Here is a 14,811-nt window from a genome sequence, read left to right as displayed (position 1 = left end):
TAATGCACCTACCTATAAAAGGAGGATGAATGGTGAAGGTGGTAGTTACCGGAGATACACATATGCCGAAAAAAGGAAAACAGTTACCTGAGCGCCTGGTGACAGAACTTTCTTCTGCAGACCTGATTATTCATACAGGGGATTGGCAGTCGCTTGATGTCTACGATGCACTCCGTGAATACGGAGAAGTGAAAGGTGTATACGGAAATGTGGACGGAGAAGACATTAAAAGTTACTTTTCCCATAAAGAGACCCTGCAATTAAATGGGTTTAAGGTCGGTCTTGTGCATGGAGACGGAGAGGGAAAAACAACAGAAAAACGAGCGTTAGAAGCCTTTCAAAGAGAAGATCTTGATATGCTTATATTTGGTCATTCCCATATTCCTATGCTGCGCTATTTTAAGAAGCTTTTACTATTTAATCCTGGATCTCCGACAGATAAGCGAAGACTTCCGTACTACTCTTTTGGGATCCTTACAATCGATGAAGGTATCAGGGCAGAGCATGTGTTTTTTAATTAGAATCTGTTTCCATTATGCAGTCGTTCAACCAAAGGGAGAGACACTTGTAAAAACATGCTTGTAACCATTGATTGTAGAAGAAAGTCTCATCTATAACAGAAGTTCTTTTCTCCCATCCTTCGGATGGGGTGGTTGGGAAACTGCGAGAATCCCGTGGGAGAAGGATCTAGGCGAGATCCCACAGGGCGATAGCCCGAGGAAGCTCGCCAGTTCCCCCACAGGAAAGAAATGAAGCTGGAAAGCGAGTAGTTTCCCAGCCGCCACTAACACTTTTATGGTAAAGAACCGTAGTAAAATAAAAAGATCGTTTACTGCACCTATAACATAGAGGTGCCGTGGTAAACATAGTAGGGATGGATAACAATACCTATATTGTGAACTTTTTGTGTCAATTGTTCGAACAATTTGTTACAATACTAATAAGAAGAATACGCTTACATGAAAACCAGACACTAAGAGGAGTTGATCTCTAAATGGGTATTATCCTAATGTTCATGCTGCTTGCATCGGTAACCCCTTTCTTATTCTTACAATTAAAAAAGACGGTTCTGGCACTAGTTCATACAATTTTGCTTGTTGGTATGTGGCTGTATTTTTTCGAAGCTGTTTTTCAAACAGCACCAGCTGCATTTTCTATCTCATGGCTCATGTTCTATGCAAGTCTGTTTGCAGCAGAAGTGGGCTGGGTAATGTTCATCATTCGTATGGTTAAAACTTCAGGAGTGGCACAAGAAAGCTACCAATAAACTTAAAAAGCCCCCGTTCCTGGCTGCCAGGAACGGGGGCTTTTCATTTATTTTATTTGTTCCTGGACATGTAATAACTGAATAACAGCCTGGGAGAAGGCTAGTATAGTTATTAGCCCTAAAAGAATTTTAGGGGAATAATCAACGTAAAACATTCCCCACAGGGAGAAGGCCGTCAAAATAATACAAAGGATAAACCCAAAAACAGGTTTCCAGGGCATTGCGACGGGGGCTTCGTAGTTTTTCAGCTCTTTTTGGTTATTCATAACTTTTCACCACCTGTGGTTAATGTCCGCTGTGCTCTTCCTGCTGCTCTTCTTGTTGATGGCTTCCACCATCATCATGGTCATGGGTGAAGCCAAACGACATTGTAAATAGTGACCCGGCTACGATAATAGCTGCCAGCACGAAACCGTGGAACATCATATTCCATGGCACATGTCCGCCACCGCTTTCTCGTTCAGTCATATGCATGAACATAAATAACTGGATGCCTGCCTGGATAACGGCTAGCGTCATAATGCCAGCGATAATCCATTTAACAGGCAAGTCAGACCCAAGAGCAGCCCAGGCAGCAAGCAATGTCAAAACAATGGACAATACAAATCCGATAATATGGTTTATGGGAAAACGTTTCGAATGCTCTGCCATACTAAACCACCATCCCAATCAAATAAACACTAGTGAAAATGAATATCCAGATGACATCAAGGAAATGCCAGTAGAGACTGATAATAAAGACTTTCCTGCTTGTTACTGGAGTCAATCCGCGTTTAGCTAGTTGAATCAAGAGTAATACTGCCCAGCCGATACCTAATGTCACGTGGACACCATGGGTGCCTGCCAGTGTGTAGAAGGCTGACCAGAATGCGCTGGATTGCAGCGTGGCACCTTCATGGGAGTAATGAACAAACTCATATATTTCAAATCCTAGAAAACCAAGTCCAAGTATCAGGGTAATAATCAGCCATGTCATCAGACCTTTAACAGATCCTCTGCGCATATGATGAATAGCTATCCCGCAAGTGAAACTACTTGTAAGCAAAAGGAAAGTCATAACAAGTACGATACCTGGTTCAAACAACTCACCTGGTACTGGTGCATCTGCTGTCCGTCCGAATAACACCGCATAGGTAGCGAATAGCGTGGAGAACAGGACAACTTCTGCCGCAAGGAAGATCCAAAAGCCGAGAATGCTCATTTGACCTTCCTGTGTACGATATTCTAATGGGCCCGATTTCAATTCATGTGCACTCATGTTATAACCCCCTTGCATCGCGTTCGATACGCTTAATTTCATCTACTTCAACATGATAACCCTCGTCATAATCAAACGAGCGTATTCCCATCATGATCAGGACACCGACGAGCCCGATCACTGCCAGGGTAATCCATTCAAATATCAGAGCGAAACTGGCAAAAGCAGCGATTGCCATCATAATGATCGGCTGCCCTGTATTGCTTGGCATATGAATTGGCTCGAGTTTTTCTTCCTCAAATGTTGTTTCGCCTTTTTCCTTCATGTCTAAGAAAGCATCGTACTTATCTGCATGAGGTACAGTAGCGAAATTATAGAACGGTACAGGTGTCGGTGTCGCCCATTCAAGAGTACGTCCATCCCAGGAATCGCCTGTTTTTTCCCGTTTGCTGTTCCGATAGCTGTAGTAAATATTGAATACGAAAATAGCGAACCCAACACCCATTCCAAAAGCACCGACTGTTGAGATGACATTCAATGGCATCCACTCTGGAATGATATAGAAAACACGGCGCGGCATTCCGTCTAAACCAACGAAATATTGCGGGAAGAAGGTAACATGGAAACCGATGACGAAGAACCAGAATGCCAGTTTCCCGATTCGCTCATTTAGCTTGTGCCCAAACATTTTCGGATACCAGTATTCCAGTCCTGCAAAACAAGCGAAGACGGTTCCGGCAATCAATACGTAATGGAAGTGGGCAATTAGGAAATACGAGTTGTGAAATTGATAGTCAGCTGCCGCCATACCGAGCATGACCCCGGTGACACCGCCGAGAACAAAACTCGGAATGAATGCGAGCGACCACATCATCGGTGTAGTGAACTCGATTTTTGATTTATATAGCGTGGCCAGCCAGTTAAATATCTTCACTCCAGTAGGTACAGCAATCAACATTGTTGATACTGAGAATACAGAGTTAACGAATGCTCCAGCACCCATGGTGAAGAAATGGTGTACCCAGACAAGGAAACTTAATCCGGCAATCAAAATCATCGACCAGACCATGGCGTGATACCCGAACAATCGCTTACGTGCAAAGGTCGCGATTACTTCAGAAAAGATACCAAATGCCGGCAAAATGACGATGTAAACTTCCGGGTGGCCCCACATCCAGAATAAGTTCGCCCACATCATCGGCATCCCTTCACCCGTTACTGTAAAGAACTGGGCACCGAAAATACGGTCAATTGTTAGCAGAGCTAAAGCGACTGTCAAAATCGGAAAGGCAAAAATGATAATGAAACAGGTGACCAGGGTAGACCAGGTGAAAATTGGCATTTTGAAAAGTTTCATTCCTGGTGCACGCATTTTTAAAATTGTCACCATCAAATTGATTCCTGTCGCCAACGTACCAATCCCCGAAAGCTGTAGGCCCATCAAATAAAAGTTCTGGCCAGGGCCTGGGCTCATAGCAGCTCCTGATAATGGCGTGTAGCTTGTCCATCCAGCGTCAGGAGAACCGCCAATGACGAAGGAAATATTGAATAACATGGCTCCAAAAAAGAACGACCAGAAGCTCAAGGCGTTGACATAAGGAAACGCGAAATCACGAGCCCCGATTTGCAGCGGAACGATGATGTTCATCAGGCCGATCAAGAAAGGCATCGCCATAAAGATAATCATGATGGTTCCGTGAGTCGTAAAGATTTCATCATAGTGCTGGGCGTTTAGGAAGTTCATATTTGGAAACGCCAGTTGTATTCGCATCATAAGGGCATCCATGCCCCCACGGAATAACATTGCTAACGCACTTAAAATGTACATAATACCGATTTTTTTATGATCAACGGTTGTCAGCCACTCACGCCATAGCCATCCCCACCTTTTAAAATAGGTGAGTAGAAAAATGACGGCGCTAGTAACCAATACAATGGAAACCATTCCACCGTATACGAGTGGTTCACCGGTTACGAAAAATTCATCTAGCTTCATAGCTGTTCACCTGCTTTCTCTGATAACTATTCATGCTTGTCATCACCTTTAATTTCGTTTTCCAGATGTAATAGTTCCTGGTAGGCATCTCGATGCCGCTTAATTGCATAGTCGCGGCCATCATTTGTGCCATGGTCTACCCACCCCAGGTGCGTATTGGAAAATGTCATCTGCTCGTCCATGACACTAGGTGCAAGCAGTTCGTCATATTCTTCCTGGGTCAGTTCAGGTGCTTCGTCCTGTGTTTCTTGTACCCAGTCATTAAACTCTTCTTCCTCTTGGGCGTGAACCTTAAATGTCTGTTCCGTAAAGCCTTCTCCATTGAAGTTCCCATTACGGCCATCGTATGTGCCAGGCTCATCTGCTTGCAGGTACAGGGTATTTTCCATCCCGGCCATATTGTATTTCTGGCCACCGAGTTGCGGAATCCATAACGCTGCCATGGAATCTGCTGATGATAGACGGAACTCAATCGCCCGGTCCGTTGGAATATGGAGATAATTTACTGTTTCAATATCCTGTTCCGGATAACTGAAGAACCATTTCCAGTCTGCTGATGTAGCATAAATGACCAGCGGCTCTTTATCCGATGATGATTCCGGCGGTTTTTCTAAATCGAATAATGTTGTAACTGTCGGTACAGATAAGATGATAACGATAATGAGAGGTATTACTGTCCAGACTATTTCAATTGCTGTATTACCATGCAGGTCAGGATCATAATCTTTATCGTTTCGGCCAGGTCGATTACGGTACTTGATAACCATAAATGCGAACAGAGCAAAGACGACAACTACTATCCCGAGCATAAACCAAAGGGAAAATACGATCAGATCTTTTTGGCTTTGTCCGACAGGCCCTTTAGGGTCAAGGACTGTCAATTCACTGCAGCCGCTCAATAAAAAGACTAAACTTAGCGGAAGCAATGCCAGCCATTTTTGCAAATGGGGTCTCTTATGTCTCATGAAGCCAAACACTCCTATCAATCTATTATTTCTACTGTGTAAATAGTGAAAACTAATAATACGTGAAGTGAATTATAGCACCCTAATACCCTTTTTCGTACGGATTAACTAATTTGTAATTGAATGTTCAATTTTTTGTGGAATTTTCGACACAAAATGTTCAAACCTTAAGGGAATATTAGAAAAAGTGGAATAAAAAGGAAAGGTCTATAAAGAATTAGAGGAACCTGAATTATCACTAAGCACAAGACGAAAGCATTCTTTTTTCTTTAAACAGTTACACGTTCATAAAGAAAAAGGCTGCCGAGATGTTCTCGACAACCTGTTCATACTTATTATCGTGCTTGTTTTTGTTCGAACATACTTCGGTGACTTTCATAATGAAATCGTTGATAGCTTTTAATAATGCGTTTTAAGTGTTCCAGATGGTAATGGTACTCCATTAGCTGAGCAGCCAATGGAAGAAAAATTAGTTTATCATGGTCATGATCATCTTCGTAGATATGGATCAGCTGTTCCACCAGCTTAGGAATATCAGGAGTTTTTGACTCTCTTAGAGATTCTTTATGAGTTTTACGGATACGCCCCATCAGGCTAAGCATCAGTTTTTCATGGGCGTGAATAACCTTATCCAGTTCGGATACCAGCACTTCCTGAAAGTCTTTAGGGATATGATCGATATCACCTTCAAGACGATGGAATGCTTTTAAAACATCGTATGATTTCTTCGTTGTTGCAATCAGCTGCCGGAATAGTACCATTTTCCGTGCTTTTGTAAATCTTTTTTTTCTTAAGTAGGTACGTTCTTCTTTGTACAGCAGATAGGTTTGGTCGATGTAGCGCATTTCATCCTGCAGCCTGTTCATTTCTGTCTTTAAGGCTGGCTCGTCTGATAAATGGTGGGTAGTTACCCGCAGCCATTGTAAAATATCGCTCGTGTTGCGATCGATTTGCCGGAACAGATTGGTTTCATATTTAGGAGGTACAAATGCCAGGTTCACAACAAATGCAGATAATATACCGATCATCAAGGAAACAATGCGTGCACCCGCATAAGGCAGGAAGGCCATATCGGTCGGCTCCATTAACACCACCACGGCCACTAACGCAAAGATAATCGTATTCTCATTCATTTTCAATTTCATATTAAGAGCGATTACCACGATAATGGAAAAACCAACGATAAAGGGGCTGTCTCCTAAGGTATATACAGTAATTATTGCAACAGCAGCCGCAATGATATTCGCTTGTATTTGTTCAATAACAGTTTGAAACGAACGATAAATAGAGGGCTGGATTGAAAAAAGGGCAGCAATTGCTGCGATCACCTCATTAGTCAGTTCAAATAACGAAGCGACATAAATCGCTACTGCCACAGCAAGCCCAGTCTTCATCATTCTGGCACCCAGCTTCATCGGCATCACCTTTCTAAATTACTGCTGTTCTTTATTACCACCTTAAGCTATTTAATGAAGAAAGTGAAACAAAAAAGGTGAGCGTAAGGGAGACAAGGTGAGTATAAAAAAGAAAGACTTTTGCATAGGATGCAAAAGTCAGAAGTGCTTCAGCACGGAGCTGAAACAATATGAAAAGGGAAGGAAATGAACAATTCTCGCATAAATCGTGAGAATTTTCAGAAATGTAATATTATATTATCATAATCATACTTTATTAGCAATCACTCTTGTTTTGGTAGGGGCTGATGTCTTTTAGTAGAGAAAAATTTTTAATTTGACCTAAGCTGGCTTATAACTGGCAGGAGATATAAGAGAGCCCTCCGCTTTTTTGTTATACAGAGGGCTTAAAAAGATTAATCGTTTGCCATCGTTTTAAAAGTTTCTTCTACCGCTGTTAATGTTTTAGCAATATCTTCATCTGTGTGAGCTGTGGTCAGGAACCATGCTTCATATTTGGAAGGTGCAAGGTTAATACCTTGATTAAGCATCAATTTAAAAAAGCGTGCGAACATTTCGCCGTCTGTGTTTTCTGCCTGTTCATAGTTTTCCACTTGTTCGCTTGTGAAGTAAACAGTCAGTGCACCTTTGAGACGATTGATAGTCACAGGGATATTGTACTTTAATGCACTGTTTTCTATCCCTTCTTCCAGCTTGGCACCTAAGCGGTCCAGTTCTTCATACACACCTTCTTGCTGCAATACTTCCAGACAGGCAATCCCTGCCGACATAGAAGCCGGGTTTCCTGCCATAGTACCAGCCTGATAGGCAGGACCGAGAGGAGCGACCTGCTCCATGATATCCGCGCGGCCGCCATAAGCTCCAATTGGGAGTCCACCGCCGATGATTTTACCCATAGCGGTCATATCAGGCTCAACTTCTACCAGCTGCTGTGCGCTTCCATAAGCAAAACGGAAAGCAGTGATTACCTCATCATAAATTACTAATGCTCCTGCTTGATGTGACAGTTCGTTCACTTGTTGCAGAAAGCCAGGCTTCGGTTCGACGATCCCAAAATTTCCGACAATCGGTTCAACTAAAACACCAGCGATTTCATCTCCCCAACGTTCCAGTGCTTGCTTGAATGGTTCAATATCATTGAAAGGAACGGTAATCACATCTGCTGCGATAGAAGCGGGAACCCCGGCTGAATCAGGAGTCCCTAACGTGGAAGGACCTGAACCTGCAGCTACCAATACCAAGTCGGAATGGCCATGATAACAGCCAGCGAATTTAATAATTTTATTCCGGCCGGTGTAAGCCCTTGCTACACGAATGGTCGTCATTACTGCTTCGGTACCCGAGTTCACAAACCTGACCTTATCCATGGAAGGAATCGCTTCTTTTAATTTACTTGCGAATTGATTCTCTAAAGAGGTTGGTGTGCCGTAAAGAACGCCATTTTGAGCGGCTGTGGTGATCGCTTTCGTAATATGGGGGTGTGCGTGCCCGGTGATGATGGGGCCATAAGCGCCAAGGTAATCGATATACTTATTGCCATCCACATCCCAGAAATAAGCGCCTTCTGCACGCTCCATGTAAATCGGTGTACCGCCGCCCACACCTTTGAAAGAACGAGAAGGAGAATTTACTCCTCCGACAATATGCTGTAGTGCTTCTTCATGTAACTGTTCTGATTTTGAAAAGTTCATCATAAACCTCCCTGAAATAATTCGATTATAATTGTAGCATGGGTAGGCTAATGTTCGACACTAGTAACCTTGCGTATGTAAAAAGACTACCCGGGATAATGGAGCAAGCGGGTAGTCTTTTGGGAATTGAGTGAGCTTATTTAATCTTAGTATACATATGCTGCGCCAACGATGATCAATAGGATGAACAACACTACAATCAACGCAAAGCCTTTGTTGTAACCTCCGTAACCCATTCATTCCACCCCCCTTTGCGCGTTTACAATATATTATGAAAAGGGGGAGAAATTGGGATGTGTGTTCATCCTAGGTATGTCAAGAAGGGCGGGTTATTTCGAGAAGAATTTATACCCTTTGCCACGGACGGTTTGTATTGCGTTTTCTAATCCAATCTGGGATAACTTCCTTCGGAGCCTCGTAATGTTAACGGATAATGTATTATCATCCAATTCTCCAATGTTGTTTGTCAGCAGCTGTAAAAGATACTGACGTGTTAATAGTTGAGAGGGACGTTCCATAAATGCTTTCATGAGAAAATATTCTTTTCTGGTCAGGGACTGTTTTTCTCCCCGATACTCAATCTCCATGGGGCGCAGTTTCAGGGCGCTCCCTTTGTCACCTGCATAAACCCTCTTTAAGGTACGTTCTATTTTAGTCTGCAAAGGAATTGCCTTCAATGGTTTACTGAAATAACCATCTGCTCCATTTTCCAATGCTATTACTTGTGACATCTTATAAGAAGAATCCGGCATCAATAAAATCGGGCAATTGCCTATGGCTCTTATTTCTCTGGACCAATACAGGCCATCAAATGCAGGTGTCCCAACCGCTATTAAAACAAGGTGAGGTTCATATGCGGTGAACTCCGCCAGAATTTTATCATAATCGTTGGCAAGAAAAGGCTGATAGCCACTCTCTTTTAAAGTTTCAACAAGAAAAGAAGCGACTTGCTTATCATACTCTATAACATATATACGTTTCACGTTCCGTCACCTCTTGTACCTGTTTAATTTCAGTATAATCCAGACTGGTAATAAATAGCTATTTACGTGATTGTAATTGCCTATACCTTTTATCGGTCCTGAAACTTCAATATTTAGAAAAAAATGTAAAACGTTTCATGACATTCTTAACTATGTATAGGGGAGCGGGGGAACAGCATAGAGTGTAAAAGGCAGGTATTCCAAAGGGTGAGGAGTAACTATATATGGTTGAAATAGTTATATTGCTGTTCATCGTATTACTCATCATACTCAGTTTGACATCGTTTTTTCGTGAACTTATTTCAGACAACCATCATTTTTCATTGACTGTTTTCACCGGCCTGCTGGTTTTATATCTCATCGTCATGACTGGTTTCGGAATCATCTATTTCCTTCTATCCATGAACGGAATCCCGTTGCTGGCGGGAGGCGGCCTGCAGCAGGAAGCTTTACTTGATCGCATTGGACAGGCGATCTATTTCAGCGGCGTAACGCTGTTGACTGTAGGTTATGGAGATATTATTCCAATAGGCTGGGGCAGACCGATCGCTTTACTGGAAGCATTGATTGGTTACACCATACCTGCTGCCATGTTTGTCCGAGTGTTTTATGATTCACAGCATAAAGTCGATTGAGATTGGAAATTAAGGATCCTTTCCTGTAACCTTAATGATAGAAAATGAATCATTTATAGGAGGGATTAGTTTTATGAGTGTGGAAGTTGGAAAAAAAGCACCTGATTTTGAATTAGAAGCAAGCAATGGTGAAAAGGTCAAGCTTTCGGATTACCACGGTAAAAATGTCGTCTTATATTTTTACCCGAAAGATATGACGCCAGGGTGTACCACAGAAGCGTGTGACTTCCGGGATCATCATGAAAGCTTTGGCGACCTGGATGCGGTCATCTTAGGGGTCAGCCCGGATCCGGTAGAGCGCCATGAAAAATTCATCGACAAACATGATTTGCCTTTCCTGCTTCTTGCAGACGAAGACAAGCAGGCAGCAGAAGCGTATGACGTGTGGCAGCTTAAGAAAAATTTCGGTAAAGAATATTACGGAATTGTACGCTCCACTTTCATTATTGACAAAGAAGGAAATCTCGTTAAAGAATTTCGGAAAGTGCGAGTGAAGGGGCATGTAGAGGCAGCACTCGAATATATCCGGGAAAACTTATCCTAGTGTAAACGCTCTATTTTTTAGAGCGTTTTTTCATCGTTATGGGTATATGCGCTATACAAATAAATTGGGAGGACATAAAGTAAAGTATCAACCGAAAACCTCCCCTTTACTGGAGGCATCACTACAAGTGGTGTCTCCTTTTTTTATTTTATAGTAACCGACTTATTTCACTTTCTTTACAGGAAAGTGATTTATTTTTGTAAATTGTGATAATTCAGCTAAAATAGAATCAGGATCAGTGGAGGAGGATGTACATATATGCTAGTGCTCTCAGCTATAAAGAATGTAAAAGAAGATATCCGCAACAGGCTTGAAGCTGATTTTCCAGAATTGGACTTTTCTTTCTGTCATGGAATTGAAGAAGCAAAAGCGGAATTGCCGGAAGCAGAAATATTCATTACTTATGGGGAAGATTTAAGCGACGAACTGATCAAGCAGGCCAAAAACCTGAAATGGATCATGGTATTGTCGGCAGGAATGGAAAAAATGCCATTCAGCCAGATTGATAAGCAAGGAATATTGGTGACGAATGCGCGAGGAATTCATGCGATCCCAATGGCAGAATATACATTTACTATGCTGCTTCAAGCAGCACGTCAAGGGAAAAAGGTTATCGCCCACGAACAAGCCCATATTTGGGACCGTAAAGTCGTAATGAATGAGATTACAGGCAAGACACTGGTGGTACTCGGGACAGGAGCCATCGGCCAGGAAACAGCCAGACTGGCACAAGCGTTTCGGATGAGGACAATCGGGGTATCAAAAACAGGAAAACTTAAACCTTACTTCGATGAAACCCACCCTTCTGATAATTGGAAACATGTGTTAAGTAAAGCGGACTTCGTAGTAGCCGTTATGCCAAGCACACCAGAAACGATCGAATTCGTTAAACCAGAACACTTTGAGAAGATGCCTGCCCATTCAATTTTCCTGAATATGGGGAGAGGGGACCTGGTTAAAACGGAGACAGTATTAGAGGCGGTTCGCAATGGAGAAATCGCTCATGCAGTACTTGACGTATTCGAGGAGGAACCACTTCCGGAAGACCATGTGCTGTGGGAGGAAGAAAATATTACAGTGACACCCCACGTGTCTGGGGTTTCGCCACAATATCAATATCGAGGTTTTGATATTTTTAGTGATAACTTGGAACGCTATCTACAAGGGCAAGAGGAATTTATTAATAAAATTGATCCAAAACGGGGGTATTAAGGGTGAGGATATATACACGTTCAGGAGATAAAGGAACCACATCATTGATTTATGGCGATCGCGTACCTAAAAATGACTTACGTGTTGAAGCTTACGGGACATGTGATGAAGTCAATTCCATGATTGGACTCGCATTGAGTCATTTGAGGCGGGAAGAGTGGGACAGCAGTGATAAGTTCAAAGCGTTTATGAAAAAAGTCCAGACTATTCTTTTCCATGTTGGCGCGGAACTGGCTACTCCAAAAGGAAAAGATGTAATGTGGCAGTTGAAGGAAGAACATATTAAAGAGCTGGAAACCTATATTGATGAGTGGGAAGAAGTGTTGACACCGCTGAAAAACTTCATTCTTCCATCCGGACACGAAGCTTCCTCCGCTTTTCATGCTGCACGCACGGTAGCACGGCGTGCGGAAAGGACAGCAGTGGCCTTGGGCGATGAAGTGAACAATCCGTTGGTTGTCTCCTATCTTAATCGATTATCTGACTTGTTATTTGTTGCAGCGCGTTATGTCAATCATCAATTGGGTGGAGAGGAGACTCCGCTACAAGCAGACGTATAGTAACGTAAATCTACAATATACGTATATTGACAATATTAGTCACGACGAGGTACACTATTTATAAAGATTATTATTTAATAATATTCTAAAATTAAAGTCAACGGAAAGCGAGGTGCATGACGGTGTCTGATAAAAGACTGCAAGAAGCAATCGTAACATTGAAAGACTCTGGTGTGCGAATCACGCCTCAACGTCATGCGGTGCTTGAATATTTGCTTAACTCAATGACTCACCCGACAGCTGATGAAATCTATAAAGCGCTGGAAGGAAAATTCCCTAACATGAGTGTTGCCACTGTATATAACAACCTGCGGGTATTTAAAGATATCGGCCTGGTCAGGGAGTTAACGTATGGAGATGCTTCCAGCAGATTCGATTGCAATACCACAGAGCATTATCACGTTATTTGCGAATCCTGTGGTAAAATCGTCGACTTCCATTATCCAAGCTTAGATGAGGTGGAGTCTTTAGCTGAACAGGTGACAGGATTTGATGTAAATAATCATCGCATGGAAGTGTATGGAATTTGCAGCGACTGCCAGTCGAAAAACGCACATTAATCTTAACATAAAAAATAAGCCTCATTCCTTTTGTCGGGGATGGGGCTTATTTTGTTATTCTATTTCTATACAATATGATGTGTCTCTCACACCTTCATTCAACATAAGATGGGCTAGTTCTGTTCTTCTTGTTTCTGAAATCGTTTGGAGTTGTATTTTTCGTCAAATTCTTTTCCTTCAAGGGATTTATCCAATGTCAAAGGCTGCTTGCAATGCATACATGCATCAACCCTCCCGAGCATTTTTGTCGGCTTGTCGCAATTCGGGCAGATGATTTGGATGGTTTTCGTCGATAACATACCAATCCAAAAGTAAACAACGGTACTGAGGCCGATTGATGCCATTCCAAGAATCATGAATATGATCATCAGCCATTCCGTCTGTTTGAATAATAAACCTATATACATGATACCAAATCCGGCAAATACCAGCGCAAGTGCGAACGTGCGGATTTTATTTATCTTACTGCTATATTGTAACCCCACTGGTGACCCTCCTTCATGCTTTCAAAAGGTAGTATAGCATAATTTTAGCAGGGAATTACATGAAGAAAAGAGGATTTTCAACAAATTTATCGAATAATTGTTTGTGACCTACTATAAAAAAACCGCTGGGGGAAAGTACAATGGAAGATTTATTACGACCCATCTATCAAGAACGCGCAAGTCTGCCTAATACACTCGGCGTCTTGATCATGGAGAAGAAAAAACCGATCAGTCCGGTTACGGACAATTTTGATGTCATCCTCTTAATTATAGTAAGAGGTGCTGATGATCCCTGGTATGTGAAACATTATGAATTTGAAAATAAAACAGCGGCCATGCATATTGTAGATGAAGAACTATTGAAGGAATGGGTGGAGACAAGCGGATATCGAAGAGCAGTAGAATGGGTTATCAATGGTAAGGTAATTTTTGACCGCAATGAATATATGGAAGAACTGAAGGCTAAGCTCGATGACTTCCCACAGGAAACCCGTGATTTAAAAAAGGCGATTGAATTCGCTAAGTTGATCAGAAGCTACAGTGAATCCAAAGATTTATATGAATCCGGGCAGTATCTGGATGCATTCAGCCGTATGGTTCATTCCCTTCATTATTTGGCCAGGCTTGCTATTATTGAAAAAGGGTTTCATCCTGAAGTAACAGTGTGGAACCAGGTACGGAGAATCGATGCCGAAGTGTATAAATTATATGAAGAATTAATTCAAAGCGGTGAACCGACCGACAAACGTGTGCAGTTAATGCTGCTTGCGGTAGAACATTCAGTTAGCATTCGTGCAAAGAACAGCGCAAAACATTTATTAGAGCTTATGCAAGAGAAAAAAGGGGCATGGACTTTTGGTGAGCTGAAGGTCCATCCGGAGATTCAATTATATGCCCTTGATTTATCGGCGATGATCGAGTACTTAACAGAGAAAGAATTATTGGAAGTAGAACTCCACGATACGAAAGGACCGGAGATTTACCATCGTAAATATAAGGTGAAAAACTAAACTTCATTGCTCTGCAATCCGCTTTCTTTGCGCAATATAAAGAAAGCGGAATTTTTATTTGAAAAGCTATTGACGATAAAAAAATGCCATGGTATATTATTAAACGTCGCGTTAAGAGAGCGACACACCACAAGAAAGAAACAAACAAATCATGAAAAAAGTTGTTGACATTAAAACAACCACATGATATATTAATTAAGTCGCCAATTTGAGCGGCAAAACAATTTTGATCTTTGAAAACTGAACGAACCAACCAGTACGTCAATATAATTTCTTCATTATATGAGGAA

18 protein-coding genes are annotated in these 14,811 nt (G+C 42.0%); 8 read left to right on the top strand and 10 right to left on the bottom strand.

From position 1 onward, the window contains the following. The first annotated feature begins 29 nt into the window (after nt 1-29). On the top strand, nt 30-521 hold the full coding sequence (locus tag FHS45_RS17910) for a metallophosphoesterase family protein (RefSeq protein WP_208416531.1): 492 nt from the start codon (nt 30-32) through the stop codon (nt 519-521). A 473-nt stretch (nt 522-994) separates the two neighbouring features. After that, a complete protein-coding gene (locus FHS45_RS17905; RefSeq protein ID WP_062439186.1) occupies nt 995-1,267 on the top strand; it encodes a hypothetical protein in 273 nt (90 codons plus the stop codon). Between the two features lie 47 nt (nt 1,268-1,314). Here FHS45_RS17905 and FHS45_RS17900 read toward each other — a convergent pair whose 3' ends face one another. The 9 genes from FHS45_RS17900 to FHS45_RS20505 all read right to left on the bottom strand — a co-directional run bounded on the left by FHS45_RS17900 (nt 1,315) and on the right by FHS45_RS20505 (nt 9,515). Beyond that, nucleotides 1,315-1,533: a cytochrome C oxidase subunit IV family protein gene (locus tag FHS45_RS17900; protein ID WP_062439183.1), complete on the bottom strand. Its 219-nt coding sequence runs from the start codon at nt 1,531-1,533 to the stop codon at nt 1,315-1,317. Nucleotides 1,534-1,552: 19 nt separating this feature from the next. Continuing rightward, complete coding sequence (gene qoxD / locus FHS45_RS17895; RefSeq protein ID WP_062439180.1) at nt 1,553-1,918, bottom strand: cytochrome aa3 quinol oxidase subunit IV; 366 nt, start codon at nt 1,916-1,918, stop codon at nt 1,553-1,555. Nucleotide 1,919: 1 nt separating this feature from the next. Then, complete coding sequence (qoxC, locus tag FHS45_RS17890) at nt 1,920-2,525, bottom strand: cytochrome aa3 quinol oxidase subunit III (protein WP_062439177.1); 606 nt, start codon at nt 2,523-2,525, stop codon at nt 1,920-1,922. 1 nt (nt 2,526) lies between these two features. Beyond that, nucleotides 2,527-4,461: a cytochrome aa3 quinol oxidase subunit I gene (gene qoxB, locus FHS45_RS17885; RefSeq protein WP_062439174.1), complete on the bottom strand. Its 1,935-nt coding sequence runs from the start codon at nt 4,459-4,461 to the stop codon at nt 2,527-2,529. Nucleotides 4,462-4,487: 26 nt separating this feature from the next. Beyond that, complete coding sequence (gene qoxA, locus FHS45_RS17880; protein WP_062439172.1) at nt 4,488-5,426, bottom strand: cytochrome aa3 quinol oxidase subunit II; 939 nt, start codon at nt 5,424-5,426, stop codon at nt 4,488-4,490. A gap of 335 nt (nt 5,427-5,761) precedes the next feature. Continuing rightward, on the bottom strand, nt 5,762-6,847 hold the full coding sequence (locus FHS45_RS17875; protein ID WP_308789096.1) for an FUSC family protein: 1,086 nt from the start codon (nt 6,845-6,847) through the stop codon (nt 5,762-5,764). Between the two features lie 389 nt (nt 6,848-7,236). After that, the gene (locus FHS45_RS17870) at nt 7,237-8,532 is read right to left on the bottom strand and encodes a glutamate-1-semialdehyde 2,1-aminomutase (protein ID WP_062439170.1); all 1,296 of its coding nucleotides are present in this window, start codon (nt 8,530-8,532) and stop codon (nt 7,237-7,239) included. Between the two features lie 146 nt (nt 8,533-8,678). Next, nucleotides 8,679-8,768: a YjcZ family sporulation protein gene (locus FHS45_RS17865; RefSeq protein WP_082411890.1), complete on the bottom strand. Its 90-nt coding sequence runs from the start codon at nt 8,766-8,768 to the stop codon at nt 8,679-8,681. Between the two features lie 93 nt (nt 8,769-8,861). Beyond that, the gene (locus FHS45_RS20505; RefSeq protein WP_062439167.1) at nt 8,862-9,515 is read right to left on the bottom strand and encodes a response regulator transcription factor; all 654 of its coding nucleotides are present in this window, start codon (nt 9,513-9,515) and stop codon (nt 8,862-8,864) included. A gap of 224 nt (nt 9,516-9,739) precedes the next feature. Here FHS45_RS20505 and FHS45_RS17855 point away from each other — a divergent pair, with 224 nt between their 5' ends. The 5 genes from FHS45_RS17855 to perR all read left to right on the top strand — a co-directional run bounded on the left by FHS45_RS17855 (nt 9,740) and on the right by perR (nt 13,026). Beyond that, nucleotides 9,740-10,150 carry a potassium channel family protein gene (locus FHS45_RS17855; RefSeq protein ID WP_062439165.1) on the top strand — a complete coding sequence of 137 codons (411 nt, stop codon included), beginning with the start codon at nt 9,740-9,742 and terminating at the stop codon, nt 10,148-10,150. A 73-nt stretch (nt 10,151-10,223) separates the two neighbouring features. Continuing rightward, nucleotides 10,224-10,694 carry a thioredoxin-dependent thiol peroxidase gene (gene bcp, locus FHS45_RS17850; protein WP_062439163.1) on the top strand — a complete coding sequence of 157 codons (471 nt, stop codon included), beginning with the start codon at nt 10,224-10,226 and terminating at the stop codon, nt 10,692-10,694. Nucleotides 10,695-10,952: 258 nt separating this feature from the next. Further along, nucleotides 10,953-11,906 carry a D-2-hydroxyacid dehydrogenase gene (locus FHS45_RS17845; protein WP_062439161.1) on the top strand — a complete coding sequence of 318 codons (954 nt, stop codon included), beginning with the start codon at nt 10,953-10,955 and terminating at the stop codon, nt 11,904-11,906. 2 nt (nt 11,907-11,908) lie between these two features. Next, entirely contained in the window at nt 11,909-12,466 is a 558-nt protein-coding gene (locus FHS45_RS17840; RefSeq protein ID WP_062439159.1) for a cob(I)yrinic acid a,c-diamide adenosyltransferase, read from the top strand. A gap of 122 nt (nt 12,467-12,588) precedes the next feature. Beyond that, nucleotides 12,589-13,026, top strand: a complete 438-nt coding sequence (gene perR / locus FHS45_RS17835) for a peroxide-responsive transcriptional repressor PerR (protein WP_176223913.1) — start codon at nt 12,589-12,591, stop codon at nt 13,024-13,026. Between the two features lie 113 nt (nt 13,027-13,139). Here the strand turns inward: perR and FHS45_RS17830 are convergent, their stop codons facing one another. Continuing rightward, nucleotides 13,140-13,511, bottom strand: coding sequence for a YgzB family protein (locus FHS45_RS17830; protein ID WP_062439154.1), 372 nt, complete (start codon nt 13,509-13,511; stop codon nt 13,140-13,142). 140 nt (nt 13,512-13,651) lie between these two features. Between FHS45_RS17830 and FHS45_RS17825 the strand changes: the two genes are divergently transcribed. Beyond that, complete coding sequence (locus FHS45_RS17825; RefSeq protein ID WP_062439151.1) at nt 13,652-14,521, top strand: nucleotidyltransferase-like protein; 870 nt, start codon at nt 13,652-13,654, stop codon at nt 14,519-14,521. Nucleotides 14,522-14,811 lie beyond the last annotated feature (290 nt).

It is taken from the genome of Thalassobacillus devorans (assembly GCF_011761345.1).
In the GTDB taxonomy this organism is placed as follows: Bacteria; Bacillota; Bacilli; order Bacillales; family Halobacillaceae; genus Thalassobacillus; species Thalassobacillus devorans.
This window is presented reverse-complemented; position numbering and strand designations above follow the sequence as displayed.

What these genes read in the sequence shown, in the direction of transcription:
- FHS45_RS17865 (WP_082411890.1), bottom strand. Translation starts at nt 8,768, where the DNA reads ATGGGTTACGGAGGTTACAACAAAGGCTTTGCGTTGATTGTAGTGTTG.
- qoxC (WP_062439177.1), bottom strand. Translation starts at nt 2,525, where the DNA reads ATGAGTGCACATGAATTGAAATCGGGCCCATTAGAATATCGTACACAG.
- FHS45_RS17855 (WP_062439165.1), top strand. Translation starts at nt 9,740, where the DNA reads ATGGTTGAAATAGTTATATTGCTGTTCATCGTATTACTCATCATACTC.
- qoxA (WP_062439172.1), bottom strand. Translation starts at nt 5,426, where the DNA reads ATGAGACATAAGAGACCCCATTTGCAAAAATGGCTGGCATTGCTTCCG.
- FHS45_RS17875 (WP_308789096.1), bottom strand. Translation starts at nt 6,847, where the DNA reads ATGCCGATGAAGCTGGGTGCCAGAATGATGAAGACTGGGCTTGCTGTG.
- FHS45_RS17845 (WP_062439161.1), top strand. Translation starts at nt 10,953, where the DNA reads ATGCTAGTGCTCTCAGCTATAAAGAATGTAAAAGAAGATATCCGCAAC.
- FHS45_RS17900 (WP_062439183.1), bottom strand. Translation starts at nt 1,533, where the DNA reads ATGAATAACCAAAAAGAGCTGAAAAACTACGAAGCCCCCGTCGCAATG.
- FHS45_RS17910 (WP_208416531.1), top strand. Translation starts at nt 30, where the DNA reads ATGGTGAAGGTGGTAGTTACCGGAGATACACATATGCCGAAAAAAGGA.
- qoxB (WP_062439174.1), bottom strand. Translation starts at nt 4,461, where the DNA reads ATGAAGCTAGATGAATTTTTCGTAACCGGTGAACCACTCGTATACGGT.
- bcp (WP_062439163.1), top strand. Translation starts at nt 10,224, where the DNA reads ATGAGTGTGGAAGTTGGAAAAAAAGCACCTGATTTTGAATTAGAAGCA.
- FHS45_RS17905 (WP_062439186.1), top strand. Translation starts at nt 995, where the DNA reads ATGGGTATTATCCTAATGTTCATGCTGCTTGCATCGGTAACCCCTTTC.
- FHS45_RS17870 (WP_062439170.1), bottom strand. Translation starts at nt 8,532, where the DNA reads ATGAACTTTTCAAAATCAGAACAGTTACATGAAGAAGCACTACAGCAT.
- FHS45_RS17825 (WP_062439151.1), top strand. Translation starts at nt 13,652, where the DNA reads ATGGAAGATTTATTACGACCCATCTATCAAGAACGCGCAAGTCTGCCT.
- qoxD (WP_062439180.1), bottom strand. Translation starts at nt 1,918, where the DNA reads ATGGCAGAGCATTCGAAACGTTTTCCCATAAACCATATTATCGGATTT.